The following is a 25,884-nucleotide window of genomic DNA, read 5'->3' as shown; positions in this document are numbered from 1 at the left end:
CGGCGGGGCGGTCGGCAAAAGCAAAGGCAGGGAGACAGCGCTCCTTGCCACTTCTAACGTATAGCGCACAGGGGGGCTTGCGGCAAGACCCGGGATGTGCCGCAGAATCGGCGGCCGGACACAGCGCCGACCTGAAGAGGGGGCACGTCGTGGGGGGTGTCGAAGTGACCGAGCCGTACGTGGTGGATCTTCGGGAGGTCGACGGGACGCACGTCGCGGTCGTCGGCGGCAAGGCGGCGCACCTGGGCGGGCTGTCGCGGATCGAAGGCATCCGCGTACCGGCCGGGTTCTGCGTCACGACGGCCGCCTTCCGGCGGATCATGGCGGAAGCGCCGTCGATCGACGATCGGCTCGATCGGCTGTCCCGCCTGAACCCGGACGACCGGGAGTCGATCGGCAGGTCCAGCGCGGAGGTCCGCCGCACCATCGAGGGGATCACCATTCCGGGCGACCTGTCGGCGGCGATCACCCGCGCGCTCGCCCCGCTCGGCGAGCAGGCCGCCCACGCCGTGCGGTCCAGCGCGACGGCGGAGGACATGCCGACGGCCTCCTTCGCCGGCCAGCAGGACACGTACCTGAACGTCGTGGGGCCGGCGTCGGTCCTCCGGCACGTCAGCCGGTGCTGGGCGTCGCTCTTCACCGAGCGGGCCGTGACCTACCGCCTGCGGAACGGTATCGACCACCGGGCGGCCCAGATGGCGGTGATCGTGCAGAAGATGGTCTTCCCGGACGCGGCCGGCATCCTGTTCACGGCCGACCCTGTCACGGGAAACCGGAAGGTCGCCACCGTGGACGCCAGCTTCGGCCTCGGCGAGGCCCTGGTCTCCGGCCTGGTGAACCCGGACGTCTTCACGGTGCGCGACGGGGAGGTCGTCGCCGGGGCGGTCGCCGCCAAACGGCGTGCCGTTCGCGCCCTGCCGACCGGCGGGACGCAGGAAGTGGCGATCGACCCGCAGCGGCAGCAGCAGCCGGCGCTGACGGACGCGCAGGTCGTGCGGCTCGTGCGGCTCGGGCGGCAGATCGAGGCGCAGTTCGGCCGCCCGCAGGACATCGAGTGGTGCCTGCTCGACGACGACTTCCACATCGTGCAGAGCCGGCCGATCACCACGCTGTTTCCCATTCCCGTGGCCCGCGACCGGGAGAACCGCGTCTACCTCTCCGTCGGCCATCAGCAGATGATGACCGACCCGATGAAGCCACTGGGGCTCTCCATGTGGCAGCTCACGGCCATGGCGCCGATGCACGAGGCCGGCGGCAGGCTGTTCGTCGACGTCACCGGGCGCCTGGCCTCGCCCGCGAGTCGCACCGGCCTGCTGGAGATGATGGGCAGGGACGATCCGCTGAGCAGGGACGCGCTGGAGACCGTCCTCGACCGCCACGACTTCGTGCCGACGCGCCCGGACGAGGGTCCCGGCGGGCCGCCGGCCGGCGCGTCCGCCCCGATCGAGACCGATCCGGCCATCGTCGCCGAGCTGATCGAGCGCAGTCAGGCCTCCGTCGCCGCCCTGCGGCGTGACATCGGGACGAAGACCGGGCCGGCGCTGTTCGACTTCCTGCTGGAGGCGTTCGCGGAGCACAAGCGGCTCCTCGCCGATCCGTTGAGCATGCGGGCGATCATGGCGGGGATGGAGGCCACCTGGTGGCTCAACGACCGGCTGCGGGAGTGGTTGGGTGAAAAGAACGCGGCCGACGCCCTCACCCTCTCCGCCCCCGGCAACGTCACGTCGGAGATGGGGCTGGCGCTGCTCGACGTCGCGGACGTGATCCGCCCCCACCCGGAGGTGGTGGCGTTCCTGCAGGGCGTCGAGGACGAGGGATTCCTGGACGAGTTGCCGAAGCTCCCGGGCGGGACCGAGGCGCGCGACGCCATCGAGGCGTACCTCGACCGGTACGGCATGCGCTGCGCCGGCGAGATCGACATCACGAGGCCGCGCTGGAGCGAACGACCCACCACGCTCGTGCCCCTGATCCTCGACAACGTCAGGCTCTTCGAGCCGGGCGCTGCCGCGCGGCGCTTCGAGCAGGGGCGACGAGAGGCTCAGCAGAAGGCGCGGGAGGTGCGCGAACGCCTGCGGGCGCTGCCGGACGGCGAGCGGAAGGCCGACGAGACCGGGCGGATGATCGACCGGGTCCGGACCTTCATCGGCTACCGGGAGTACCCGAAGTACGCCATCATCAGCCGTTACCAGGTCTACAAGCAGGCCCTGCTGGAGGAGGCCGAGCGTCTCGTGCGGGCCGACGTGATCGGTGCGCGGGAGGACGTCTTCTACCTGACCTTCCAGGAGTTCCACGACGTCGTGCGCTCGCACCGGGTGGATGCCACGCTCATCGAGCGGCGCAAGGAGGAGTTCCGGTCGTACCAGGCGCTCACGCCGCCCCGGGTGCTGACCTCGGACGGTGAGGCCGTCGTCGGGGCGTACCGTCGCGACGACGTGCCGACCGGCGCCCTGATCGGCCTACCGGTCTCCGCCGGGACGGTCGAGGGGCGCGCCCGCGTCATCCTGGACATGGCCGAGGCCGATCTCGAACCGGGCGACATCCTCGTCACCGCGCACACGGATCCGAGCTGGACACCCCTCTTCGTCGCCGTCGCAGGTCTGGTGACGGAGGTCGGAGGATTGATGACGCACGGCGCGGTGATCGCGCGGGAGTACGGCCTGCCGGCTGTCGTCGGCGTGCCGGACGCCACCCGGCTGATCAGCGACGGGCAGCGGATCCGCGTGCACGGCAGCGGCGGGTACGTCGAGATCCTCTCCTGACCGGCCATCCACCGACGGCCTGGCTGGCCGGATCCGGCGCCGAATTCCCGGCATGGGTACGCGTCTTGACTGATCGAGCATCATTGATGACTCTGGTCGGAGAGCGCTCTCTCACCGTGCGATCCGATGCGAGTCATCCAGGAGCTCTCGATGCCCCCCGTCCCGATTCCGCCCCCACCACCAACTCGTGCCCTCAGCCGCCACGGCCGTGCCCTGCTCGTCCTCATGCTCGTGCTCGGCTGCCTCACCGTGGTGCGACCCACGCAACCCGCCCAGGCCGCCGGTGCCCTGCTGTCCCAGGGCAGACCGGTGACGGCCTCGTCGACCGAGAACGCCGGCACCCCCGCAGCCGCCGCCGTGGACGGCGACACCGGTACCCGATGGTCCTCCGCCTTCTCCGACCCGCAGTGGATACAGATCGACCTTGGCGTCAACGCCGCCATCGACCAGGTCGTCCTCAACTGGGAGGCCGCCCACGGGCGGGCGTTTGAGATCCAGACCTCGCCGGACGGGACGGCCTGGACCACGATCTACAGCACCACGACGGGCACCGGCGGCGTCCAGACGCTGGCGGTGCCCGGCTCCGGCCGGCACGTGCGGATGTACGGCACGGCGCGGGCGAACGGCTACGGCTACTCGCTCTGGGAGTTCCAGGTCTTCGGCACGACCGGCAACCCGCCGGCCGGCGGCACCCCGATCTCGGAGTTCAAGCAGGTGTCGGCGTCGTCCTGGGAGGGCGGCAACGCGCCGGCCGCCGCGCTCGACGGCCGTACGAACACCCGCTGGTCCAGCCAGTTCAGTGATCCGCAGTGGCTGCGGATCGACTTCGGCGCCATCGCGACGGTCAACCAGGTGGTGCTCAACTGGGAGTCCGCGTACGCGAGGGCGTACCGGTTGGAGACCTCCACCGACGGCACCACCTGGACCGCGATCCACTCGACGACCACCGGAGCCGGTGGTGTCGAGCGACTCACCGTCAGCGGCACCGGGCGCTACCTCCGGCTGTACGGCGTCACCAGGGCCACCGGCTACGGCTACTCGCTCTGGGAGTTCCAGGTCTTCGGCACCCTCGACACCGGGTCGACCTCCCCGCCGCTGCTGTCCGGGCCGACGCGTCCACCGGCGACCGTCGGGCAGTTCCCGCTCTCCGCTCCCGCCGACGGCGCCATGGTGACCACCACCCGGCGTCCGGCCCTGTCGTGGGCGGCGGTCGGCGGTGCGACGCGCTACCAGGTGTGGATCAACATCAGCCGGACCGACTACGACTTCACCCGGTCGGGCAGCCTCATCGACCTCTACACGAAGGTGGCCGAGCCGGTCGGCACCAGCTACACCCCCACCTGGGACCTGCCGGACCGGTGGACCTACAAGTGGTACGTGGTGTCGGTCAACTCCTCGGGCGCCACCACGGTCTCGACCATCAGGCGGTTCAGCGTCTACCTGCCGGACGTGGAGACCGTCGCCGACGGGGTCGGTCTCGTCAACGGCGCCCGCGACCTCAACCGCAACGGCACCGTCGAGCCGTACGAGGACTGGCGCCAGCCGGTCGAGACCCGCGTCAACGACCTGCTCGGCCGCATGACGGCCGAGGAGAAGGCGTACCAGATGTTCTACAACGCCCAGGCGTACCCGCGCTCGGGTTGGCACTTCGGTCCGGCGCAGGCGCAGGACCTGCACACCATGCTGCTGGCGGCGTCGGGCACCCGGCTCGGCATCCCGTTCGTCTCCGCGGGGGACACCATCCACGGGTACGAGACGACCTGGCCGACGCAGAGCGCCCTGGCGGCGGCCAGGAACTACCCGCTGGTCTACCGCCTCGGTGACGTGCAGCGCCGCGAGCAACTGGAGGTCGGCACGCGCGGCGTGCTCGGCCCGCTCGCCGAGGTCGGCACCAAGGTCATCTATCCGCGCATCCAGGAGGGCAATGGGGAGAACGCCGACGTGGCCGCGGCCCAGGTCCGTGCGCTGGTGGCCGGGTTGCAAAGCGGTCCGGAGCTCAACCCCCGGTCGGTGCTGGCGACCGTCAAGCACTGGCCGGGGGAGGGCGCCGGCGGCGAGGCGATCATCGTGTACGACGCGGTGACCATCAAATACCACATGATCCCGTTCCGGGCGGCGATCGAGGCCGGCGCGGTCAACATCATGCCCGGGTACGCCGGCAGCACCCTGCTCGATCCGGGCGGGCCGGGCGCGGGCGACAGCGCCCCGATCCTCGCCTACCTTCGCCAGAACCTCGGCTACACCGGCCTGATCACCACCGACTGGCTGCCGTCAGGCTCGTGGGTCGGTGCGGCCAGGGCGGGTTCCGACGTGATGGGCGGGGCCGACCCGGGGGCTGCCGGCTTCTCGATCGCCACCTTCCTGGCCAACGTGCCGGCGGCCCGCGTCGACGACGCCGTACGCCGGGTCCTGCGGCTGAAGTTCCAGCTCGGCATCTTCGAGACGCCGTACGGCGACCCGGTGAACGGGCCGTACCGGTTCCACCAGCCGTCGTACACGGGGCTGATCAACCAGGCCGCGCGCGAGTCGATGACCGTGCTGAAGAACAACGGCGTCCTCCCGATGCGCCTCAACCGTGGCGACAACATCGTCGTGGCCGGCCCCCGGGCCACCGACTCCTCGGCGTGCTGCGTCTGGACCAGCTACTTCCACCAGCAGTACGGGTCGCTCAACATCCTGGACGCCGTGCGCGCCCGGGCCGCGTCGGCGGGCGTGACCGTCTACCAGGACACCGGGCCCGCACCGAAACTGGCGGTCGTGGCGGTCGGGGAGGGCTCCTACACGCACGCCACGAGCTGGGTTAAGGAGCAGCCGTACCTGCCCCCCGACCAGTTGGCCCTCATCCAGAACTTCCAACGCCAGGGCATCCCCGTGGTGGTGGCGCTGGTGATGCCCCGGCCGTACGTCATCTCGGAGTGGCACGATCTCGCCTCCGCGATCGTCGTCACCTACCGGGGCGGCGAGGAGATGGGCCCGGCCCTGGCCAGCCTGCTGTTCGGCGACTACTCGCCGAAGGGCAGGCTGCCGTGGCAGTTGCCCCGGGCACTGTCCGACGTGCTGCGGCCCGGCGGCACGGACGTGCCGGCCGACGCGGTGGAGCACTGGGACCTGCCGTACGACCTGGGCGCGACCGCCGCGCAGCGGGCCGAGATCCGTGCCCACATCGACGCCGGCCAGCCGGTGCCGACAGGGTACGGAAACCCGCTCTACCCGTACGGTGCCGGGCTGACCTGGTAACGCTCCGTCCACATGCGACACGGCTCCACCACAGTGGAGCCGTGTCGTCCTGCGCCCACGAACCAGATCGACGGCAGCCTTCGCGACGTCTGTAGCATCGCTGCGACGACGAGAGGGCACCGAGTGAACGACATGATCCCGACCCTGCCCGATCTGGGGCTGGAATTCCTCCCCCTCGACCCGGATGACCCCGGCAGGATCGGCGACATCCGGCTGCTCGGCCGGATCGGTGAGGGCGGCATGGGCCGGGTCTACCTCGGCGTGACCCAGGCCGGCCGGGCGGTGGCGGTCAAGGTCGTCAAGGATCCCTACTCGGCGGATCCCTCGTTCCGCGCCCGCTTCGCGCGTGAGGCCGCGATCGCCATGCGGGTCGGCGGCATCTTCACCGCGCCCGCGCTCAGCCACGACTCGGAAGCCGCCCGCCCGTGGCTGGCGACCGCCTTCGTGCCGGGTCCCAATCTCGCCGTTGCCGTCGCGCGCCACGGGACCCTGCCCCTGCACGGCGTGTGGCGACTCGCCGCCGGGGTGGCCGAAGCCCTCAAGGCCATCCACGCCGCCGGCATCGTCCACCGGGACCTCAAGCCCGGCAACGTGCTGCTCGCCGCCGACGGCCCCCGCGTCATCGACTTCGGCATCGCCCGGGCCGACGGCGAACTCGACCTCACCCAGACCGGCGTACGGATGGGCACCCCGTCCTACATGTCACCGGAACAGCTACGCGGGGAGAAGTCCACTCCCGCCACGGACGTCTTCGCGCTCGGTTCCGTCGTCGCCTTCGCCGCCACCGGGCGGGCTCCCTTCCGCGCCGGCAACGACGCGGAGCTCGTCTACCGCATCACGCAGGGCGAACCCGATATCGACGGGATCACCGATCCGGGGCTGCGGGAGCTGGTCAGTCGTTGCCTGGTCAAGCAGCCGCAGCTGCGCCCCACCCCGCAGGACGTGATCGACGCCTACGTCGAGCGCAGCGCGGCAGCCGCCGGGCAGGGCTGGCTGCCGGAGGGCCTGGAGAGGACCCTTCCCCAGGTCGGGGCCGCGCTGACCATCCCCGTCGGGCCGCCCGGCGTCGCACCGACCCGGACCGCCACCGCACTGCTCGGCCAGGACGGGTTCACCATGGTCGCCGTTGGCGGCGACACCGCTGTCGAGCCGGTCGCCGCGAAGCTGAAGGACCTGACGACCCATGTCGTGTCACCGGCCGACGTGCGGCGCCGGAACTGGCGTCGACCGGCCGTCGCCGCGGCGGTCGGCGTGCTCGTGGTGATCCTGGCCGGCACCTATCTGGCCAATGGCGGCGCGACGCCCCGTGAGCCCTCGGCCGACGGCTCCCCGGCCGGCGTCGCCGCCGCCGTGGCCACCTCGCCCCCGCCCGCCAGCGGGACCTCCCGCCCCGCCACCGTGCCCGGCGCGACCGGTACCACCGGTCCGACCGGTGCACCCGGCGGTGGCCGGGAGACGGCCACCAGCCCTTCGGCCGGTCCGGCGCCGAGCAAGGCCGCGCCGGGCACCCCGGCGACCACCAAGGCTGCCCCTCGCAACCCGGGGTTGCCCTCCGGCCCCTTCACCGCCGCCAACATGGTGATCGTCAGCTCCGACGGCACCGTGCTCAGCACCACCGGCACGCACGCCGGCTCGAAGGTGGTGACCGCCGCCTGGCGCAACGCCTCCGGCCAGCGCTGGCGACTCGACTCGGCCGGCAACGTCCTGGTCGTGCGGTCCGCACCGTCCAAGCAGCTCACCGTCGGTTATGACGCGCTCGGCGTGCTGTCGGCGGCCGACGTGAACCCCTTCGGGTGGGTCTACGACTCGGGTCGGCAACAGCTCCGCAAGGAGAACACGAGCGGCTGCCTGACCTCCAACGGCCCCGGCCAGCAGGTCACCTACGGCCTGTGCGGCGGCAGTGACAACCAGCGTTGGCGCGTGGTGTCGTGATCGCCGCACCCCGACGATCCTGACCGGCAGTCCGAGGCCGGGCCGCACCGCGAGAGGCTGTTGACGAGCGGGGCCCGGGACGGTCACCGTCCCGGGCCCCGACAGACCGTCGCGTCAGCGCACGCCGTACGCCCGGATGATGGTCTGTTCGACGCCGTTGCCGTGCGCGTCGGTCAGCTCCACCTTGAGCGACACGTCGCGCCCGGCCGCAGCCGACTGGTCCACCGTGCCGACGAAGCCCGCCCCGGACGCCGCCACCGGGGCCTGTGCCCAGGTGGTGCCGTCGTCGAAGGACACCCACAGCTTCGCCGCGACGATGCCGCCCGCGTCGTAGTCGCGCTGGCCCACCCCGCCGAAGCGCACCGCGAACGCGGCGTCGGCGGGCGCGAGGTTGCGGCTGTCCAGCGCGATGTCGTACGTCGGCACGACGATCGGCAGCGGATGTGCCGCGTCGTCGGCCGGCCGTTGCGAGCCGAACCGGAACGTGGTGTCGGTGCGGTGGAACAGGTTCCAGTTCGGGTGGTAGGGCGGGCGCGGGTTGAACCGCATGGTCAGCACCCGCAGCTGGTAGTCGGCGTCGCCGTCCGGCACCGTGAACACGCCCGACGGCCAGGCCGACGAGTCGACCTCCACGCCGTTGCGGCTCAGGACCGCCGCGCCGGTGTCACCGAACCCGCCGCCCGGGCTGAAGTGGTCCGGCTCGGTGTCACCGAACGGGACCATGGCGACGCCGATGAGGTTGCCCTGGCGCTCGGCGATGCGCTCGGGCGAGCCGTCGGCACGGCGGGTGGCGGCCGAGCGGACCGGCCCGGCGTACCACCGCTCGGCCCGCTGGGAGCCGGCGGAGTAGGTGCGCGGGATGTCGAACATGACCTCGTCGAACACCGCCGCGCCGCCGACCATGTGCTGCCACTGCTGGTTCGCGGTGTAGTACACGGTGCGCCGCAGGGGCGCGGTGAACGCCTCCGACGCCATGGTGGCCACGGTCGGGAAGTCCGGCCGGAACGCCCGCAGGTAGTCGTAGACCGCCCGGTCGGTCCGCAGCGAGCTGATCTGCTCGTCGACCCGGCCGAGGTCCCGGTCACGCACGCGCAGCGGCACCTGCGGCTGGGTCTTGCCCGCGGCGACGAACGCCAGGTGGTAGACGTAGGGGCTGGCAGCGACGGCGTCCCAGGACAGCGTCACCGGGCCGGCCGCCAGGTCGGCACGCAGCGCAGCGGTCTCGGCCCCGCTCAGCGTCAGGCCGGGAATGCCGGCCGTCGCCGCCGCGAGCCACCGGCCCGGGGTGTCGCGGCCGAACAGCACCGCCTTGGCGCCGGCGGCTGCCGCCGTGGTCAGCACCGCCGCCGGGTTGACGGCGTCGTGGACGAACACGACCTTGCCGGCCACCCCGGCGGCCGCGATCTCGGCGCTGCTGCCCGCCCCGGCCGCGACCAGCGGTGCCGAGCCGGAGCCGTCGAGCTTCTTCGAGGCCGTGCCCTGCAACATGTTGCCGACGAGGTACTCGGGCGCCAGCACGGTCCCGGTGGAGCTGCGCAGGCCGAGTTCCGGGGCGTACATGCGGTAGAAGGTGTCCAGCTCGAACGCGCCGGAGTGCACCGGCGCGGTCTGCCCGACGTACACCTCGTCGACGGACTTGCCGCCGCTGTACGAGGCGGCCAGGTAGGCGGTGTCCCACCAGCGGGCGTACTGGAGCGTGGTGCTCTGCGCCTCCAACGGGCGCTCACCCTCGACGCGCTGGCGCACCGCGGTGCGCGCGTCGTAGGTGATCGTCATGTCGGTGGCGCTGTTGCCGATGACCAGGTCCGGGTCGCCCATGAAGGCGATCGACCTGACCAGGCCCTGCTCGCCGGTGGTGCCCTCGTCGAGGCTGGCGATCAGCGCGGCGATCGAGTAGCGCCCCTCCCGCAGGCGCAGCCGCGGGGCGGTGTCGAAGGTGCTGAACCGCTGGGCGGTGAGCCGGTCGATGTCGACGACGTCCACGAAGGAACCGGCGGTCGGCGCCTGGCCGCGCCGGTCGACCAGGTCGAGCGTGACGGTCACCGTGTGCGGCTCCAGCCAGGCGCCGACGGCGGTGCTGACGGTGCTGCCGTCGGCGGCGCGGGCGACCAGGCGGCCACCGATGGTGCCGTAGCCGGCGTCGCTCTGGCGTACCGCGGGGTCGAGCACGACCGGGACGTCGGCGGTGCCGTTGGCGGGCACGGTGACCTGGTCCACGCCGACGGTCAGCGTGCGCCTGGCCAGCGGCTGGCCGTCCTCGCCGGTGGCACCCTCGATCGACAGCGCGAAGGTGGCCGCGCTGTCGCCGGTGTTGGTCAGCGTGACCATGGTGGTGGTCGGCTTCTGGTGGCGGTGCGGCCAGGCGTACGAGCCGGCGTCGACGGTGCCGGGGCCGTACACGGTGGCGTTGATCGCGCGGTACGCGTCGACCACGCCGGCGCCCTGCGCGTACACGCTGCCCTGCCCGCCCGGCTGGACGGACGACACCAGGACGGCCTTGCGCTGCTGCGCGCTCCACTTCGGGTGCCGCTGGCTCAGCAGCGCGGCGACACCGGCCACGTGCGGCGCGGCCATCGAGGTGCCGGACATCCGGACGTACGGGTTGCCGCCGGGGCTGCCCGCGGCGGCGGCGAGCACGTCGACGCCGGGCGCCGCGATCTCGGGCTTGACCTTGTGCGAGCCGGTGACCGGGCCGCGGCTGGAGAACGCGGCGGTGGCACCGTCTGCGTCGACGGCGGCGACGGTCAACACGCCGTCCGCGCAGGCGGGCGAGCCGAGCGTGCGGGCGGCCGGGCCGGAGTTGCCGCCGGCGAGCACGAACAGCGTGCGCGACTGCTGGGTCAACTGCTGGGCGGCGACACCGATCGGGTCGGTGCAGTCGGAGCCGACGCTGCCGCCGAGGCTCATGTTCACCACGTCGGCGCCGCTGTCGACGGCCCACTGCATGCCGGCGATGATCCAGGACTCCTGGCCCTGGCCCGCGCGGTTGAGCACCTTGCCGATGAGCAGGTCGGCGCCGGGAGCGACGCCCTTCTCGGCACCGCCGGACGCGGCACCGGTGCCGGCCACGGTGGAGGCGACGTGGGTGCCGTGCCCGTGGTGATCGACGGCGCCGCCGGTCTCGTCGGTGAAGTTCTTCTCGCCGACGACCTGCCCGGCGAGATCCGGGTGCTTGGCGTCGTAGCCGCTGTCGAGGACCGCGACGGTGGTGCCCGCGCCGTCCAGGCCGGCCTTCCAGGCCTGCGGCGCGTTGATCTGCGCCGTGGTCTCGGCCATGGCGGCGGTCACCCGGCCGTCGAGCCAGAGCTTGCCGATGGCCGGGCCCTTACCGTCGGTCAGGTCGCGCCACAGTTCGGCGGCCTTCTCCTTGGTGACGTCGAGCGCGACCGCGTCGGCAACCGGCAGCGACGCGGTGACCTTGGCGCCGTCGGGCGCCGCGGGTGCCTGGCGGGTGCGGCGCAGGGTTCCGCCGTACGTCGCGAGGACCGGCAGGCTGGCGGTGGACCGGTCGTCGTAGCCTTGGCGGACCAGCCCGGTGACGTTGAACAGTTCCTCGTCGACCCGGCCGGCGGAGATGAGCGGCATGGCGGCGGCCGGGATGACGTACAGGTCGTCGCGGAACGCCCGGGTGGTGTAGCCGTGCGAGTCGCCGTTGGGGCCCGGCAGCAGGGTGGCCCCCGGCTTGCCGTTGGGGTCGGTGGTCAGCACCGCGCGGTCGCCCGTGATCAGCGTGACCAGGGTGCCGTTCGCGGTGGGCTCGGTGCCGAGCAGCGGCCGGCTCGGTGCGGCACCGGACGAGCCGGGTGCCGCGGCGGACGAGCCGGGCGCGGCGAGCGTCGTGAGGGCGAGCGCGGCGGTGGCCGACAGGACGACGGCGCGCCGTCGTCGCGACAGAACAGGCATGGCGGGGGTGGGATCCTTCCACTGGTACGCGAGGCGTCGCGACGCATCGTCGCAGCGCGTGCCAGCGGCGGCCTACGCCTGCACCTGGCGGAGTTGCGCCATGGCGCTAGCCCGACACCCTTCGGGAACGGACAGGCATCGGCCCGCGCGAATGGTCAGGCGTGGTGGCCCCGGCCGGCCGGGCGCCGGGTCGTTAGGTTGACGGACATGGCGATCCATCCCGAGCAGGCCCGGCAGGCGTTGGCGAAGTGGGAGGGTTTTCCGGTCCACCGTGCGCCACGCCCGGTCGTGCTGACCGAGATGGGCGTCCTGGCGCTCGACCGGCTCGCGGCGGACACCCGGTGGCGGGCGCTGTTCGACGGCCCTGACGTTCCGGCGTCCGAAATGCCGCCGGAGATCGCGCCGGCCGCGGCGAAGTACTGCCGCAACGTGCAGACAGGGGCACCGGGACCGCTGGCACGGCTCATTCGCGCGAACGGTCCCTTCGCCACCGATCGGGGCCTCCGCGAGCTTCCCGCGTGGATGATGTATCCCGAGAACCGGAGATGGCCGTTCATCGCCCTGGATCCGGACTTCGCACGCCGGATGACGTGGTGGCCGCAGGGCCTGCGCGCTTCCGGCAACGAGGAGTCGTTGCTCGCGGACGACGGTCGCACGCTGACGTACCGGTTCACCGGAACACCCAGGGCGTATGCCGACTATCCCGACGCCGAGGTGTTCGAGACCGACACGGCGGTACTCGTCGAGCCGGTGGAGGTTCCTCTCGACGGGCCAGGCGGCATTCGCCTGGCGTACGCGGAGGAACGTGAGGTGGTCGTGCGCCTGGCCGCCCCGCTCGGTAACCGGGTCCTGGTCTGGCTCGCACACGGTGCCGGCTCTGACACCTGCGGCGCACCCAGGACGGTGCTCACCTCGTCCCGGCCGGGCTGATCCGCCGCATCGGGAACCAGGTGGCAGATACCAGCCCGGTGTCCTGCTTCGGGGGCGGACGGCAGGAGCCCCGGCTCGGGGGCGGGCGGCTGCACCTGCCGGCCCGCCCCCGGGGCCGGAGTCAGGCGTTGATCTCCCTGCGCCCGTTGCTGGTGGCCGTGACGGTGACCCGGCGGGGCTTGGCCCGTTCCGCGACGGGGATCCGCAGGGTCAGCACGCCGCTGTCGTAGCCGGCCTCGAGTTTGTCGGTGTCGAGGGTGTCGCCGAGGAACAGCCGGCGGGTGAAGGTGCCCATCGGGCGTTCGGCGGCGACCAGCTCGACGTTGTCGCCGTTCGGCCGGCGACGCTCGGCGCGGACGGTCAGCACGTTGCGCTCGATGGTGCAGTCGATGCTGTCCGGGTCGACGCCGGGCAGGTCGAACGCCGCGTAGAACCAGTCGCCGTCGCGGTAGGCGTCCAGCGGCATGACCGCGGGGCGCGCCGCGGTGCCGAAGAACTGCTCGGTGATCCGGTCGATCTCACGGAACGGGTCGGTACGCATCAACATAACCCTGCCTCCTCGGTTCTCCTGGCCGAAGGTCCTCAAGTTGAGCCGATGGGACTCAACTTCCTCTTCTTATTTAGCGCCTCCGCGCCGCGTCGTCAACTCGGGGGCCTGTGGGTCGGAGGTGAGTGGCGCCCTCTGTCCGGTCCCGGGGCGAGGCCCCGGTGCGGCGGCTCGGCCTGCCGGTTCGCAGGCCGAGCCGCCGTACGGTCACGCCGGGCGTAGCGCGTTGCGCCGCATCCAGCCGATGTCGTCGCTGGCGCAGGTGCACGCCACCGACACGTACCACTCCAGTTCGCTGGTGTTGTAGTGCTCCATGCAGTAGCCGCCGCCGACCCGGTCGCCGGCGTTCTTCACCTTGAGGGGCGCGTCTGCCCGGGTCGGCGACTCGTACACGCCCGCCGACGGCCAGGTGACCACCCACTCGCACACGGCGGCCACCCGGACGCCCTCCCGCTGCTCGGCCGGGGCTGCGGCGCTGGCGGGGGTGGCGACGGCCAGCAGGCCCGTGAGTGCCCCGGCGAACCCGAGTGCGGCGATTCCCTTGCGCATGCTTTTCCCCTCGTCGTATTGATCTACTGCCGTCGATATTAGTGGCTCTTGCGTCGATGCGCGTCCCGAGCGGTCGGTCGAGCGCGAGGGTGTCGCCGAGCCGCGCGGGACGCAGCAGTTCCGGCTCGTCCTGCATGCCGTCGGCGGCACCCGTCTTCAGTTCGGCGCGGGCTGACCGGTCAGGAATCGAGAAGCCCGGGCCCCTCGGCGGCGCATAGCGTGATTGTCGTCGACATCACCTGGACGTCCCCGATCCGGCAGGTCGCCAAGGCCGGGGTCGCTCCTTTTCCGAGGAGGTCCCATTGAACTGGAACAAGTGGGTGCGGCAGAGCCATCGCTGGCTGTCCATCGCTTTCACGCTGGCCGTCGTCATCGTCACCATCGTCGTCCTGACGCAGGAGGAACCAGCCGAATGGGTGTACCTCTCGCCGCTACCCCCACTCTTCCTGCTCATGTTCACCGGTCTTTACCTGTTCGCGTTGCCGTACGCCACCCGGTCGCGTAACAGGAGGCGCGGAATCGGCGGGTAGGCGGCCACGCCGCGACAGACGGCGCCGCTGCCGCCGGTACGCGATCCGCAACCGTCCGCCATGGAGGACAGTGGATGGTTATGGCCGTCGATCAGTGATGTATCGTGCTCCGATCTGCCGCGCAGACCCGATCGATCGCCGTCCCGGCGCGATCCTTGCTGGTCACCCTGCGCCAGGACACTTCTTGGAGGCTTAGTGAACCCTCGTCGTCTCGCTTCTGCGGCGGCCGCTCTCGTGCTCGCGGTGGGGGCAGCCCTCGCGCCGGCCGGCGTCGCACAGGCGCACCCCGACGCCGACCAGGTCAGCGTCTATCCGCCGATCCAGGGATCGTCCACCTGGGACCGCTTCGGCCTGTCCGGGCCCACCTCGCACCACATCGTGTTCGGTAACTACGGCTACCCCAACGACTGGGCGGTCGACATCTACCGCAACCCGGGCGCCACGGTCGTCTCGCCCTTCGGCACCAAGACCGCGTCGGGGCACCCCGTGGCGGTCAAGGTGGTGACCGTGCGAGCGGGCTGCGCGACCGGCAACCTCGCGGACGGCGGCTACCGCATCGGGCTGGAGGCCCGCGACACCACCACGGGCCAGATCCTCGGCCGGGCGGACGTGATGCACGTGACCAACAAGCCCTCCGGCATCGTGGTGGGCGCCTCCGTCGGCCCGTGGACCAAGCTCGGCGAGACCGGCCGGTTCCGCTATTCGAGCTGCTACCAGGTCAACGGCGACTCCGGCGCCCACATCCACCTCGAAGTCATCAACCAGCACCGCTACTCCTGCTACATCGCCCGCGGCGCGAACACCGCACTGACCGACCTGACCGTGATCGGCAAGGTCGGCACGCACTACACGGCGCAGCGGCAGAGGTGCTGAACGCCTCGGCATCACGGCCGCACGTCGCCCGCGAGCCGGGCGGCGTGCGGCCGGCCGACGGCTGACGGTCGGCGGGACGTGGCGGTGTACCCACCGGCTTCGGTCGGTGGGTACGACGTCAGCGCACCGTGGCGTGCGGTCTCGGCGCCGCGGTGGTGGCGAGCTTCGACCTGGGCCGGTCGGCGTCGGGGTGCCGCAGTTCGTCGAAGATCACGAGCGCCTCGCGCCAGGCGATGCGCGCGCCGGCGAGGTCACCGGCGGCGCGGCGGCTGTCGCCGAGGTTGTCCAGCACCTCCGCCTCGTCGTACCGGTCGCCGAGTTCCCGGTGCAGTGCGAGGGCCCTGCGGTAGCAGTCCGCGGCCTGCTCGTGTTCGCCGCGCTCGTGGTGGACGTAGCCGAGACTGTCCCAGGTCAGGGCCGCACCGTGCCGGTCGCCGGTCCGCTCGTGCAGGCGCAGTGCGGACCGGCAGCAGTGCAGCGCCGGCTCGTGCTCACCGAGCCGGGCGTGCAGCCAGCCGAGGTTGTTGAGGGCCTTCGCCTGCCCGACCCGGTCGTCGCTGGCCTGGTAGAGGCCGAGCGCCCGGCGCGTCTCGTCGAGGGCTGCCCGGTGCCCGCCCTGCCTGGCCAGCACCCAGCTCATCCCGATGTGCGTGTGCGCCTGGCCGGTGTCGTCACCGATCTCGCGGTAGAGCGCGAGAACCCGTAGGTAGTGCCCCTGGGCGGCCGGGTAGTCGCCGAGCCAGGTACACGTGATCGCCAGCCCCCGGTGCGCCGTGGCCTGCCCGGCCAGGTCGGCGCGGCGACGGGCCGCCGCCAGTGCGGTCCGGTGTGCGGCGGCCAGTTCAGGCCAGTGCCCGCTGCGGTCGAGGTACGTGGTGAGGGCGGCGGCCAGCATCCAGGCGTGCTGGTCCAGCCCGCTGCCCGCCGCCTGCTCCACGGCGGCGAGCAGGACATGGCACTCGGCGGCGAACCAGTCGGCCGCCCAGGCGTGCTCCGGGCGGTCGCCCACCGTCACCCCCGGTTCCGGCGGCGGCAACGCGGCCGGCCGGGACAGCCGGTACGGGTCGAGGAGGTGGTCCGCCGCGTACGTGGCATGCAGGTAGTGGTCGAGCAGCCGGCGTCGGGCCGCCCCGCGTTCGGCGGCCGACTCGGTCCGCTGGCAGACCTCCGCCGCATAGGCACGGAGCAGGTCGTGCATCGCGTACCGCCCGGGGCTCCGCTCGGTCAGCAGGTGCGCCCGGACCAGCCCGGTCAGCAGCGGCTCGACCTGGGCCGGCGGGAGGCCCACCAGACTGGCCACCGCCGGCCGCGCGACATCGGGGCCGGGGTGCAGGCCGAGGAGCCGGAAGAGCCGGGCGGACGCGGCGTCCAACACCCGGTAGGACCAGGAGAAGACCGCGCGGACGTCCGTCGCGGGGTCGCCGGTCTCCAGCGCCGCGAGACGGTCCGGGCGGGTGTGCCGCAGTTCCGCGGCGAGTTCGGCCAACGGCAGGCCCGGATGGTGCGCGGCGCGGGCCGCCACGATGGCCAGTGCCAGGGGAAGACCGGCGCAGCAGCGTACGATCTCGTTGACGGCCGCCGTCTCGGCGGCGGCGCGGGCGGGGCCGAGCCGCCAGGTCAGCAGGTCCCGGGACTCCCGCGGGGACAGCAGGTCCACGTTCACCGGATGCGCCCCGTCGCTCACGACCAGCCCGGTGAGCCGGTTGCGGCTGGTCACCACGACCAGGCTGCCCGGCGCTCCCGGCAGGAGAGGCCGGACCTGCGCGTCGTCGCGGGCGTTGTCGAGCAGCATCAGCACCCGCCGGTTGGCCAGCAGGGTCCGGAGCATGGCCGACTGCCCGGGTACGTCGGTGGGCACCCGCGCCGGTGGCACGTGCAGCGCGTCCAGGAAGCCGCGGAGGGCCTCGCCCGGCGTCACGGCCCGGCCGTCCAGGTCGAACCCGCGCAGGTTGACGTAGAGCTGACCGTCCGGGTACTGGTCGGCGATCCGACGTGCCCAGTGCACCGCCAGGGTGGTCTTGCCGACCCCGGCCGTACCGGCGATGGCGGAGATGACCACCGCCTGGGCGGTGCCGGTGCCGGTGGGGCCGGGCAGCAGGGCGTCCAGCGCTCGGAGTGTCGCCGCCCGACCCGTGAACCAGGCGGGATCAGCGGGGAGCTGCGCGGGTGGTGGTCCGGCCGGTGCGGGCGCGGGCGGCGCCGTGGCGACCGCCGGGGCCGGCCGGGCCAGCGGACCGCCACGCAGTACCCGCAGGTGGGCGGCGGCCAGCTCGGGGCCCGGCTCCACTCCCAACTCCTCGACGAGACGGAGCCGGGTCTCCTCGAAGAGGCGCAGGGCGGCCGCCTGTTGGCCCCCACCGGCGAGGGCGAGCAGATGTCCGGCCACCAGCGTCTCCCGCAGGGGGTGGGCGGAGACCAGCGGGCGCAGGGTCTGCGCGACCTCGGCGAAGCGGCCGAGATCGAGCTCCACGGCGGCGAGCCGTTCGTGGGCGGCCAGCCGTCGTTCGTCCAGGCCCGCGGCCGCGGTGGCCACGAACGCCCCGGCGGCGCCGCCCAGCGCCGGGCCGCGCCACAGCGCCAGACCGCCGCGCAGCAGCCGCGCCGCCTCCTCCGGATTGCCGGCCGCCTCCTCGTCGCGGGCACTCTCGACCGCCATCTCGAACTCGGTCAGGTCCAGCGCCGGCCCGTGCACCGCGAGCCGGTATCCGCTGCCCTGCGTGACCAGCAGGCCGGCCGCTCCCTCGGCCCGCAGGGCGGTCCTGATGCGAGAGACGGCCACCTGCACCTGGGTCCGGGCACTGGCCGGCGGGTGGTCCGCCCAGAGCGCCGCCACGAGGTGCTCGACGGAGACGACCCGGTCGGCGTCGAGCAACAGCAGCGCGAGCACCGCGCGTTGCTGGGGTCGCGCGATGGCGAGCACCCGACCCCGGCTAGCCACCTGGACCGGACCGAGGACGGACCACCGCATGACGTTCCCTTACCGGTCGTGACCTGATGATCGCATTCTATGGACGGACCGGGCGGGACGCCTCGCGACAAGAGGTCGGATAGCGGACGACAAGGCCCGGCGCCCAGGCTTCTGCACACCGACCGGCCAGGATCCCGGCGGTGGGCAGAAGCGGCCGGCACCAGCGCCGGCCAGCGGCGTAGAGGGAGATCGAGATGCGAGTGGACACGCGCGGCGGCGTTCTGACGGCAGCCTTCGGGGCGGCGGCGGTGCTGGCCGCGATGGGCTGGGCGACGCCGGCGGCGGCGACTCCCCCCGGGCTGGAGACCGTCATGGGCACGGCGTCGCCCAGCAGCGAGGACAAGTCGGCGTTCGCGCCGTGCCCCGCCGGTAAGGTCGTCACCGGGGGAGGCGGGTTCCTGACCGCCGGGTCGAGCGCCCAGGGCAGGGTCGGGCTGGACCGCCTGGAGCCGTTGGCGAACGGCAGTGGCTTCTTCACCACGATGCGGGAGGTCGGCCCGACGGACTTCACCGGCGACTGGGGGCTCCAGGCCGTCGGCCAGTGCGCGACCCCGCCGGCGGGCTACCAGGTCGTCGCGACGACCGGCGCCGCCGGCACGGAGTTCGTCACCGCGAGCTGCGGGACGAAGAAGGTCATCGGGATGGGCGGGCGGATCAACGGCGGCGGGGGCAACGTCGTGCTCGACCAGGTGGTGCCGTCGTTCGACCTGGCGTCGGTGACCGTCCGGGCGGTGGCGGTGCAGGGCACGGCACCGACCGGCTGGAGCGCCACCTCGTTCGCGGTCTGCGCCACCGCGCCCGCCGGCCTGGAGCGGGTCGTGGTGACGGGCGACAGCGGGAGTGATCCCGCCGCCACCCGCACGAAGAACTGCCCGACCGGCAAGGCGCTCTACAGCATCGGGGCGGACATCAACGCCGGCAACGGGCAGGTGCTGCTCAGCGCGCTCAACATCACCCCCAGCACGACTCTGCGCGTACGGGCGGACGAGGACGCCGACGGCTTCGCCGGCAACTGGAGCCTGAACGGGTACGGCATCTGCGGTAGCTGACCGCGTCGCGCGGCGTCTTGCGGTACCTGCCGCCGTGGCGATTCGGGCTCCCGGTGGGGCATCCAGCAGTCGCTCGATGCCCCACCGGGAGCCCACTTCTGTGCGGTGCCAGTTCCGGCAGTCGCCCCGGGTCAGGTGCCGATCGGGGAGTCGGTCAGCGCCTGCGCGACCTGCGCGACCGCCGCGGGCTCGGTCAGGATGGTGTAGTGGTTGCAGCCCGGGACCAGGCGGGCCGTGAGCGCACTCCGCCGCGTCCACTGGTCCACCAGCGGCTGTGGCAGCATCCCCGGTTCCTGGCCGAGCATGCCCAGCGGCGCGTACAGCAGGTGGGCGGGCGGGCGCAGTGCGCACAGGTCGGCACCGAACGAGGCGGAGGTGGTCAGCAGGTCCCGGCCGTCGGCCGCCACGGCCTCCGGGTTGACCCGGGAGCGGACGGACCCTGGTTCGCCGGTGGCGTCGTAGCGGACGTACGCCGTGAGGTCGTCGTTCCACGACGTCGCCAGCGCCGGATGGTTCCGGAAGAAGTCGACGTACGCCTGCTCGGAGGGGAAGGTCATCCGCAGCCGGGCGACAGCGGGCCCGACGGTGGCCTCCAGCACCGCGGCCGGATCGACGCCGGCCGGGACCGGCAGCGGTAGGCCGCCGTCGATCAGCACCAGGCGGGTGACCAGGTCGGGACGCCTCGCCGCCGCCCGCAGCGCCGCGTACGCGCCCATCGACTGCCCGCACAGCACCACCGGCCCGCCCACCTGTCCCGCCACGGCGACGAGGTCCTCGGCGTGCTGGTCCATGCCGAACGGGCCGGGCAGTGCGGCGCTTTGCCCGCGACCGCGCAGGTCCACGGCGACCAACGCCCAGTCGGCGGGCAGCGCGCGGGCCACCGCCACGAACGACATCGCCGACGCGGTGATGCCGTGGGCGGCCAGCACGACCTTGCCGTCGTGGGACTCCGCCGGGCCGAACCGCAGGGCGTGCAGCGGGCCGCCGGGCGTGGGGATCTGGATGGACCGCATGTTCAGCCTTTCGCCGTCGCCCGCCGGCAGTAGCCCGACGCTCACGGCACCAGCGCGTTTCGCCGGACGTCCGACCACGTCTGGGTGTCGGTGCAGATGCCGCAGGACGGGCCGTGGAACTCCGCGCCCGCCGCGGCGTCGCCCATCAGGTGGAAGCGGAACCAGGCCGTGGTGGGCGCGGCGAACGGGCCCGGATCGCCGACGACGGTGAAATGGTCCGCGCCCCTGACCTCGCCGTAGATCGCGGGGATGTGGTCGGCGTCGTCGTAGAAGCTCTTCACCAGGATGGGGAAGACGATGCTGTCCTTCTGCCCCGCCATCAGGAACGCCGGAACTCCGACGGCGTCGATGTCGGCCAGCGGGCCGGGCTGGATGGGCAGCACGGTGTCGATGCGCGGGTCGGCACCGACCACGATGGCCGCCGCGCCGCCCTGGGAGTGGCCGGACGCACCGATGTGCGCCAGGTCGACCCGGCCGTGGAAGACACTGGCCGGGTTGCGGTCGGCCTCGGTCAGGGCGTCGATTCCGAGCCGCATCGAGATGCCGAGGTTGGAGGTGGGCGTGTTGGCGGCCGAGACGATGAAGCCGTGGCTCGCCCAGCGCAGCAACAGGTCGCGGTAGACCAGCGGTGCGGCTCCGGTGCCGTTGCCCCACACGATCACCGGGTGGCGGCGGGTGCTCGCCGCGATGTCGCGCGGGTAGTAGAGGGTGTTGACCGCGCCCACCTGCACCGCCGTGGCGTACGGGCCAGGGCTGTCCCAGGCGCCGTCGGCCGACGTGGACGGGGAGTCTTCGGCAGCGGACCGGGCCGAGGCCGGTGCTCCGGGCGACAGGATCGCGGCCACGGCCAGGACGGCCGCGCAGGCGGACGCGCTGAGTCGGGGGACGGGGCGCGAACGGTGAGACATGTTGCCTCCTCGTTTCTGGGGGGTTACCGAATCGTGCGCCCTGCCCGCGCCCGCTGTCAGTCCGCACTTGCGGCAACGATTGACGCACCGGTTTGGGCAATGTGACGATGCCGGGATGCCAGACCTGCACGATCGACTGGCCTGCCGGCTCGCCGAGCTGACCCACGAGATCGTCGGCCGTTGCGCCGCTGACGTCCCCTTCTATCGCGGGCTGCCGGCGGAGACCCTCGACGGGCAGGTGAGCGAGTCGGTGAGCGCGGTCTTGGGCCTCCTGCTGAAACTGCTGCGGGAGCGGAGCATGCTCGGCCCGGCCGACCTGACCTCGGTGGTGGAGTTGTCGGCGCGACGGGCCGGGGAGCACCTGCCGTTGGAGGCGGCGCTGACCGCGTACCTGATCGGGGCCCGGGTCTGGTGGCGGGCGGTGACCGAGGTCGGTGCCCCGGACGAACTCGCCGAGGCGGGAACGCGCCTGCTGGACGGCCTGATCGGCGTGATGCCCGCCGTCGTCCTGGCCCACATCCAGGCGCAGGAGGACCTGCGCAGCGAGGACAAGCGAATCCGGCGCGAGCTGATGGCCGCCCTGCTGCACGGCCAGCCGTACCAGGCGCTGGCGCGGGACGCCCGCGTCGACCTGGGGCAGCACCCCACCGTGCTCATGATGCGGTTCGCACCCCGCCCACCGGACCGGCTGGTGCAGGCGGCGCTGGACGCGCACGCCGGCACGCCCGTACTCGTGGACCACGTCGACGGCATCGCGCTGCTGCCCGACGGGACCTCGCCCGAGTCCACGGTGGCCAGCCTGCGCGAAGCCCTGGACACCACCGTGCTGGCCGCCGCCGCCGACGCGGCCGATCCCGCCCGGATCCCGCATGCCGCCGGGGAGGCGCGGGAGGTGCTGGAGCTGGTCGGCAGGATCGGCCGCGCGGCGGGCCTGTACCGGTTCGACGACGTCCTCGTCGAGTACCAGCTCGCCCGACCCGGCGCCGGGCTCGACCGCCTGGCGGCCAAGCTCGACCCGCTCACGGGCCACCCGTACCTGTTGGAGACCCTGCGCAGCTTCGTCCGGCATGGCCGCAACCGCCGGCAGACCGCCCTCGAACTGCACATCCACCGCAACACTCTGGACTACCGGCTACAACGTATCGCCGCGCTGACCGGGCTCGACCCGACGGTGCCCGCCCAGGACCGCATCCTGGACGCCGCTCTCACCGCCATCGACCTGCGGTAAAGGCCTCGCTAACGCTGCCAGGCATCGATGGCGTGCACCGCGAGCCGGGTGAAGTCGTCCATCGCGGCGCGGTTGGCGCTGGTCCCTTCCCACCCCTCGTTGTCGAGCACCGTGATCACCGTGTCGACGCGGATGACGACGGTCTGGCTCGTGGCGGTGTCGCCGGTCAGCTCGCCGGGTAGGTTGCGCTCGGGCCAGGTCCGCACGACCAGCAGCGCGTCGGTGCCCACGCCGGGAAGTTGCTCGACCTTGACCTTGACGACGTCCGCACCGCGCTTGTACGACGGGCACGACTCCAGGGAGGTACGCAGCCGGCCCAGGTAGTCCGTGGCACCCTCGCTGCTGAAGGTGAAGATGGTCTGTTTGAGGACTCCGTCCGGGGCGCTGCCCTCCGGGGCGTCGGCCGGCACGTACGGGTAGGCCATCGCCGCAGCCGCGGTCACCGACCTGCCGCCGGTCCCGAACTCGTTGCCGCACAGCTTGGGCAGGGCGTCGGTGACCTGGTTGCTGTTCCGCGGCGCCTGCTGCCGGTTCGCGGGCAGCTCGATGAAGGCCGACGCGGGGATGGTCACCGTCGACGACGACGACGACGAGGGCGACGGCGACCCGGGCGCCCCGGCCGGCGGTGTGGTGGTCGCCTGCGACGGCGTGACCGTCGACTGTGGAGCAGCGTCGTCGCCGTTGCCGCAGCCCGCGGTGAACACGATCGGGCCGAGCACGGCCAGTGTCACCGCCGCCGACCGCCGCGCGCCGGCGACCGGCCGGGTCAGGTAATGGCTCATGCGTGGCCTCCTGTCTCGGATGTCCCGTTCTCCACGGTGCCCTGCGGCTGGCCGACCGAAACGGCCAGGACCGGTTGACCGAATCGCCAGGAGCGGAAGCGGGGACAAGGATACGTTCAGGTTGTCGAGCCGCCGGCAGGCCACCCGCCGAAGGGAGTGTCCGATGGCCATCTGGACTGATCTTGCGAGCTGGCGCGGTCCCACCGCCAACCGGGTCCCGGGCGGTATGGTGGAGGTTCGTGGCCTGGTGGTGCACATCGCCGACGGCACCTACGAGGGCACCATCAGCCACCAGCGGGACCCGAGCACCGAAAACTCCTCGCATTTCATCGTCAGCCGGGACGGTGACATCGCACAGATGGTCGACACCGCGGACAAGGCCTGGACCCAGAAGGCCGGCAACGGGCACTGGATCTCGGTGGAGTGCTCCGGGTTCAGCGTCGGCAGCGCCCACCACGCCAGCCACCCCGGCTGGGAGAAACTGACAAGCAAGCAGATCGCCGCCATCGGCCGGATCTTCGCCAAGGTGCACCAGGTGTTCGACGTCCCCCTCGCACTGACAGCCGACCCGTCGGGCATGGGCCTCGGCCACCACAGCATGGGAGGCCCCGCCTGGGGGCACGACAAGTGCCCCGGCCCCCCGATCATCGCGCAGAAGCCCGACATCCTGGCCGCCGCCACGCAGATCGTCAGCCCATCCGGGCCCACGCCCTCGCCGGGCCTCGTCGTACGGCGTGCGACACCCTGACCGGTCAGGAGCCGGCCCCGGGCTGGGCTCGCCCGGCGTCCCGTGCGGGCTAGCGGACCCGGCGCTGGACGCGCCAGAGGCCGACCCCCGCGAGCAGCGCGCCGACCCCGAGATACAGCGCCAGCTCGAACCACTGGAACGGCCAGAAGCGCCGGTTGGGTTGGTAGGCCAGGTCCACGTGCAGGTCGAGCTCGCCGAGGCACACCGCGGTGTCGCCGAACGTGCCGGCCGCGCCGGTCCTCGGAGCGTCGTGGAAACACCCGTCGAACGCGGCCTCGGAGAGCTGCCGGCCGTCAGCGGTCAGGAGCCTGCTGGTGTCCGTGACCCAGGCGTCCGGTATCTCCAGCCCTCCGACGGCCGGTCCACCGGTGATGCTGCCCAGCGACCGGGCCTGGTTGATGGCGTCGGCACTCATCGGCACGGTGACCCGTTCGGCGGGCAGGTAGTGCGGCCGCAGCAGGTTCGGGACGGCGAACTGCACCGCGATCAGGGCCAGGAAGACGATCGCCATCGCCGGTAGGGTGCGGCGCACCAGCAGCCCGGTGACGGCGCCGAGGGTGAGGCCGAAGACGGCGTACCCGATCGGCGCGACACCGCGCGCGCCGAACAGGATCGCGGTGAACCGGTCGCCCGCCGCCTCGTCGACCGGGGCCGCCGCCCACGTCAGCAGCGCGCTGAGCGTACCGGCGACGGCCACACCGGCGAGGCCGAGCACCGCCAGCTTGACCGCGAGCCAGCGGCGACGGGGGACGCTCTGGCTCCACACGAGGCGATGGGTGCCGGTCTCCAGCTCCCGGGCGACGAGCGGCGCACCCCAGAACGCGCCGATGAGCGCGGGTACCAGGCCGAACCCGGCGGCGAGGAACAGCATCGTCTGCCCGTACTGGCCGGGGAGCTGGGCCGGGTCGCGGACGGCGCGGATGTCCCCACCGAGGCGCACCAGGTAGCCGGCGGCCACGACCAACAGGATCGCCCCGACGAGCGCCTGACCACGGAACTGCCGCAGGCTCATTCTGATCATCGCGACACCGCCGCACGGGACGCGTCGACCGATCGGGCGGCTCGCGACATGTAGGCCAGGACGAGTTCCTCCAGGGTGACCGGCTCGGCGTCGTCGAGCCGTACGGCTGCCTCGCCCCGGACCAGGGCGCGGCCGTGCTCCGCCCAGACGACCTCGACCCCGGCGGGCATCCTGGCCGGATGGCCGGCGACCCCGCGGTGCGCGGCGAGCAGTTCCCCGACCGGACCGGCGACCTGGACACGCGAGGCGCAGAGCACGACGAGGTGGTCGCAGACCTGCTCGACGTCGCTCAACAGGTGCGAGGAGAGCACGGCGCTGGCGCCGAGTTCGGCCACGAACTCCACGACGCTGCGCATGAAGCTTCGGCGCGCCAGGGGATCCAGCGCGGCGGCGGGCTCGTCGAAGATGAGCAGCTCGGGCCGCTTCGCGGCGGCGAGGGCCAACGCGAGTTGCGCACGCTGACCGCCGGAGAGCCGGCCCGCCTTCTGCGCCGGGTCCAGGCCGACCTCCGCGATCCGCCGACCGGCCAACGCGTGGTCCCAGGACGGGTTCAGCCACGCGCCCATCCGCAGGTGGTCGGCGACGGTGAACGAGGCGTACACCGGGGTGTCCTGGGCGACGAAGCCGACCCGGGCCAGGTGGGCCGCGTCGGCCGCCGGCCTGGACCCGAGGACGGACAACGTACCCGCGGTCGGTGCGATCAGGCCGCAGGCCAGTTGCAGGAGCGTGGACTTGCCGGCACCGTTCGGGCCGACCAGCCCGACGACGTGCCCGCGCGGGATCGTCAGGTCGCAGTCGGTCAACGCGGCGCGGCGGCCGTACCGTTTGGTCAGCCGCTCGGCGTGCAGGACGAGTGGTGTTCGCATGGGTCGATCCTGCGGACGGCGGGGCGGGCCGGGCATCGGTC

At 72.7% G+C, this 25,884-nt stretch carries 18 protein-coding genes; 9 read left to right on the top strand and 9 right to left on the bottom strand.

The window, feature by feature from the left end:
• Positions 1-164: 164 nt before the first annotated feature.
• The 3 genes from rph (at position 165) to ABZ809_RS16790 (ending at position 7,928) form a co-directional block, all read left to right on the top strand.
• The gene (rph, locus tag ABZ809_RS16800; RefSeq protein WP_357563466.1) at positions 165-2,759 is read left to right on the top strand and encodes a rifamycin-inactivating phosphotransferase; all 2,595 of its coding nucleotides are present in this window, start codon (positions 165-167) and stop codon (positions 2,757-2,759) included.
• 150 nt (positions 2,760-2,909) lie between these two features.
• Positions 2,910-5,996 carry a discoidin domain-containing protein gene (locus ABZ809_RS16795; protein WP_357563406.1) on the top strand — a complete coding sequence of 1,029 codons (3,087 nt, stop codon included), beginning with the start codon at positions 2,910-2,912 and terminating at the stop codon, positions 5,994-5,996.
• Between the two features lie 132 nt (positions 5,997-6,128).
• Positions 6,129-7,928 carry a protein kinase gene (locus tag ABZ809_RS16790; protein ID WP_357563465.1) on the top strand — a complete coding sequence of 600 codons (1,800 nt, stop codon included), beginning with the start codon at positions 6,129-6,131 and terminating at the stop codon, positions 7,926-7,928.
• Between the two features lie 114 nt (positions 7,929-8,042).
• On the opposite strand, the gene ABZ809_RS16785 is transcribed toward ABZ809_RS16790, so the two are convergent.
• Positions 8,043-11,831, bottom strand: coding sequence for a S8 family peptidase (locus tag ABZ809_RS16785; RefSeq protein WP_357563405.1), 3,789 nt, complete (start codon positions 11,829-11,831; stop codon positions 8,043-8,045).
• Positions 11,832-12,038: 207 nt separating this feature from the next.
• On the opposite strand from ABZ809_RS16785, the gene ABZ809_RS16780 reads away from it, so the two are divergent.
• Positions 12,039-12,761, top strand: coding sequence for a hypothetical protein (locus ABZ809_RS16780; RefSeq protein ID WP_357563404.1), 723 nt, complete (start codon positions 12,039-12,041; stop codon positions 12,759-12,761).
• A gap of 121 nt (positions 12,762-12,882) precedes the next feature.
• Here the strand turns inward: ABZ809_RS16780 and ABZ809_RS16775 are convergent, their stop codons facing one another.
• Together ABZ809_RS16775 and ABZ809_RS16770 are read right to left on the bottom strand one after the other, a co-directional pair.
• Positions 12,883-13,308 carry an Hsp20/alpha crystallin family protein gene (locus ABZ809_RS16775; RefSeq protein ID WP_357563403.1) on the bottom strand — a complete coding sequence of 142 codons (426 nt, stop codon included), beginning with the start codon at positions 13,306-13,308 and terminating at the stop codon, positions 12,883-12,885.
• Positions 13,309-13,515: 207 nt separating this feature from the next.
• Complete coding sequence (locus ABZ809_RS16770) at positions 13,516-13,857, bottom strand: hypothetical protein (RefSeq protein WP_357563402.1); 342 nt, start codon at positions 13,855-13,857, stop codon at positions 13,516-13,518.
• A 302-nt stretch (positions 13,858-14,159) separates the two neighbouring features.
• Here ABZ809_RS16770 and ABZ809_RS16765 point away from each other — a divergent pair, with 302 nt between their 5' ends.
• Both ABZ809_RS16765 and ABZ809_RS16760 read left to right on the top strand, forming a co-directional pair.
• Positions 14,160-14,387 carry a hypothetical protein gene (locus ABZ809_RS16765; protein WP_357563401.1) on the top strand — a complete coding sequence of 76 codons (228 nt, stop codon included), beginning with the start codon at positions 14,160-14,162 and terminating at the stop codon, positions 14,385-14,387.
• Positions 14,388-14,630: 243 nt separating this feature from the next.
• Positions 14,631-15,260, top strand: coding sequence for a hypothetical protein (locus tag ABZ809_RS16760; RefSeq protein WP_357563400.1), 630 nt, complete (start codon positions 14,631-14,633; stop codon positions 15,258-15,260).
• Positions 15,261-15,378: 118 nt separating this feature from the next.
• Here ABZ809_RS16760 and ABZ809_RS16755 read toward each other — a convergent pair whose 3' ends face one another.
• A complete protein-coding gene (locus tag ABZ809_RS16755) occupies positions 15,379-18,180 on the bottom strand; it encodes a BTAD domain-containing putative transcriptional regulator (protein ID WP_357563399.1) in 2,802 nt (933 codons plus the stop codon).
• Between the two features lie 242 nt (positions 18,181-18,422).
• Between ABZ809_RS16755 and ABZ809_RS16750 the strand changes: the two genes are divergently transcribed.
• Positions 18,423-19,277: a hypothetical protein gene (locus ABZ809_RS16750; RefSeq protein ID WP_357563398.1), complete on the top strand. Its 855-nt coding sequence runs from the start codon at positions 18,423-18,425 to the stop codon at positions 19,275-19,277.
• A 131-nt stretch (positions 19,278-19,408) separates the two neighbouring features.
• Here ABZ809_RS16750 and ABZ809_RS16745 read toward each other — a convergent pair whose 3' ends face one another.
• Together ABZ809_RS16745 and ABZ809_RS16740 are read right to left on the bottom strand one after the other, a co-directional pair.
• On the bottom strand, positions 19,409-20,290 hold the full coding sequence (locus ABZ809_RS16745) for an alpha/beta hydrolase (protein ID WP_357563397.1): 882 nt from the start codon (positions 20,288-20,290) through the stop codon (positions 19,409-19,411).
• Positions 20,291-20,331: 41 nt separating this feature from the next.
• Positions 20,332-21,198, bottom strand: a complete 867-nt coding sequence (locus tag ABZ809_RS16740) for a hypothetical protein (protein ID WP_357563396.1) — start codon at positions 21,196-21,198, stop codon at positions 20,332-20,334.
• Between the two features lie 115 nt (positions 21,199-21,313).
• Here ABZ809_RS16740 and ABZ809_RS16735 point away from each other — a divergent pair, with 115 nt between their 5' ends.
• Entirely contained in the window at positions 21,314-22,426 is a 1,113-nt protein-coding gene (locus tag ABZ809_RS16735) for a helix-turn-helix domain-containing protein (RefSeq protein ID WP_357563395.1), read from the top strand.
• Positions 22,427-22,434: 8 nt separating this feature from the next.
• Here the strand turns inward: ABZ809_RS16735 and ABZ809_RS16730 are convergent, their stop codons facing one another.
• Entirely contained in the window at positions 22,435-23,208 is a 774-nt protein-coding gene (locus tag ABZ809_RS16730; RefSeq protein ID WP_357563394.1) for a hypothetical protein, read from the bottom strand.
• 163 nt (positions 23,209-23,371) lie between these two features.
• Here ABZ809_RS16730 and ABZ809_RS16725 point away from each other — a divergent pair, with 163 nt between their 5' ends.
• On the top strand, positions 23,372-23,956 hold the full coding sequence (locus ABZ809_RS16725; RefSeq protein ID WP_357563393.1) for an N-acetylmuramoyl-L-alanine amidase: 585 nt from the start codon (positions 23,372-23,374) through the stop codon (positions 23,954-23,956).
• 49 nt (positions 23,957-24,005) lie between these two features.
• On the opposite strand, the gene ABZ809_RS16720 is transcribed toward ABZ809_RS16725, so the two are convergent.
• Entirely contained in the window at positions 24,006-24,977 is a 972-nt protein-coding gene (locus ABZ809_RS16720) for an ABC transporter permease subunit (RefSeq protein WP_357563392.1), read from the bottom strand.
• Positions 24,974-25,843: an ABC transporter ATP-binding protein gene (locus ABZ809_RS16715; RefSeq protein WP_357563391.1), complete on the bottom strand. Its 870-nt coding sequence runs from the start codon at positions 25,841-25,843 to the stop codon at positions 24,974-24,976. Before ABZ809_RS16715 ends, ABZ809_RS16720 begins: the two co-directional genes overlap by 4 nt.
• Positions 25,844-25,884 lie beyond the last annotated feature (41 nt).

Origin of the sequence: Micromonospora sp. NPDC047074 (assembly GCF_040643815.1) — a bacterium.
Lineage (GTDB): Bacteria > Actinomycetota > Actinomycetes > Mycobacteriales > Micromonosporaceae > Micromonospora.
The sequence above is the reverse complement of the archived record's forward strand: the minus strand, read 5'-3'. Positions and strand labels throughout refer to the sequence as shown.

Excerpts from the sequence above, each read along its gene's own strand:
- ABZ809_RS16795 (WP_357563406.1), top strand. The coding sequence starts at position 2,910 with ATGCCCCCCGTCCCGATTCCGCCCCCACCACCAACTCGTGCCCTCAGC.
- ABZ809_RS16790 (WP_357563465.1), top strand. The coding sequence starts at position 6,129 with ATGATCCCGACCCTGCCCGATCTGGGGCTGGAATTCCTCCCCCTCGAC.
- ABZ809_RS16785 (WP_357563405.1), bottom strand. The coding sequence starts at position 11,831 with ATGCCTGTTCTGTCGCGACGACGGCGCGCCGTCGTCCTGTCGGCCACC.
- ABZ809_RS16780 (WP_357563404.1), top strand. The coding sequence starts at position 12,039 with ATGGCGATCCATCCCGAGCAGGCCCGGCAGGCGTTGGCGAAGTGGGAG.
- ABZ809_RS16775 (WP_357563403.1), bottom strand. The coding sequence starts at position 13,308 with ATGTTGATGCGTACCGACCCGTTCCGTGAGATCGACCGGATCACCGAG.
- ABZ809_RS16770 (WP_357563402.1), bottom strand. The coding sequence starts at position 13,857 with ATGCGCAAGGGAATCGCCGCACTCGGGTTCGCCGGGGCACTCACGGGC.
- ABZ809_RS16750 (WP_357563398.1), top strand. The coding sequence starts at position 18,423 with ATGCGAGTGGACACGCGCGGCGGCGTTCTGACGGCAGCCTTCGGGGCG.
- ABZ809_RS16745 (WP_357563397.1), bottom strand. The coding sequence starts at position 20,290 with ATGCGGTCCATCCAGATCCCCACGCCCGGCGGCCCGCTGCACGCCCTG.
- ABZ809_RS16740 (WP_357563396.1), bottom strand. The coding sequence starts at position 21,198 with ATGTCTCACCGTTCGCGCCCCGTCCCCCGACTCAGCGCGTCCGCCTGC.
- ABZ809_RS16735 (WP_357563395.1), top strand. The coding sequence starts at position 21,314 with ATGCCAGACCTGCACGATCGACTGGCCTGCCGGCTCGCCGAGCTGACC.
- ABZ809_RS16730 (WP_357563394.1), bottom strand. The coding sequence starts at position 23,208 with ATGAGCCATTACCTGACCCGGCCGGTCGCCGGCGCGCGGCGGTCGGCG.
- ABZ809_RS16725 (WP_357563393.1), top strand. The coding sequence starts at position 23,372 with ATGGCCATCTGGACTGATCTTGCGAGCTGGCGCGGTCCCACCGCCAAC.
- ABZ809_RS16720 (WP_357563392.1), bottom strand. The coding sequence starts at position 24,977 with ATGATCAGAATGAGCCTGCGGCAGTTCCGTGGTCAGGCGCTCGTCGGG.
- ABZ809_RS16715 (WP_357563391.1), bottom strand. The coding sequence starts at position 25,843 with ATGCGAACACCACTCGTCCTGCACGCCGAGCGGCTGACCAAACGGTAC.